We start from the raw sequence: 266 nt of genomic DNA, 5'->3' as shown, positions 1-266 counted from the left end.
TGACACCAGATAAGGTCAAACATGTATTGGATCGAGTCGATTTAGCAGATTTCAGGAACAAAACATGAAACACGCATGCAGATATGCCCTCGTGCGGTTCATGCCATACCCTGAAACAGGAGAGTTCGCCAACGTCGGGGTTGTGGTGATGAGCCCAACCGCACGCTTTTTTGGTTACAAGCTTCTTGACCGGGTAGGACGTATTACCGCGTTCTTTGATGAACTCGACGTCACCGTGTACAAGCGGGCGCGCGACACTTTCCGCA

At 50.8% G+C, this 266-nt stretch carries 1 protein-coding gene; it reads left to right on the top strand.

Annotation, left to right across the window (positions count from 1 at the left end; all coding sequences use genetic code 11):
* Positions 1-64: 64 nt before the first annotated feature.
* Positions 65-266, top strand: a 202-nt coding sequence (locus SB751_RS31315) for a DUF3037 domain-containing protein (RefSeq protein ID WP_410749185.1), incomplete at its 3' end; no start/stop codon positions are given.

This window comes from Cupriavidus sp. SIMBA_020, from assembly GCF_046535395.1.
GTDB lineage: Bacteria > Pseudomonadota > Gammaproteobacteria > Burkholderiales > Burkholderiaceae > Cupriavidus > Cupriavidus campinensis.
Note: the sequence above shows the minus strand (reverse complement) of the source record. Positions and strands in the feature narration are given on the sequence as shown.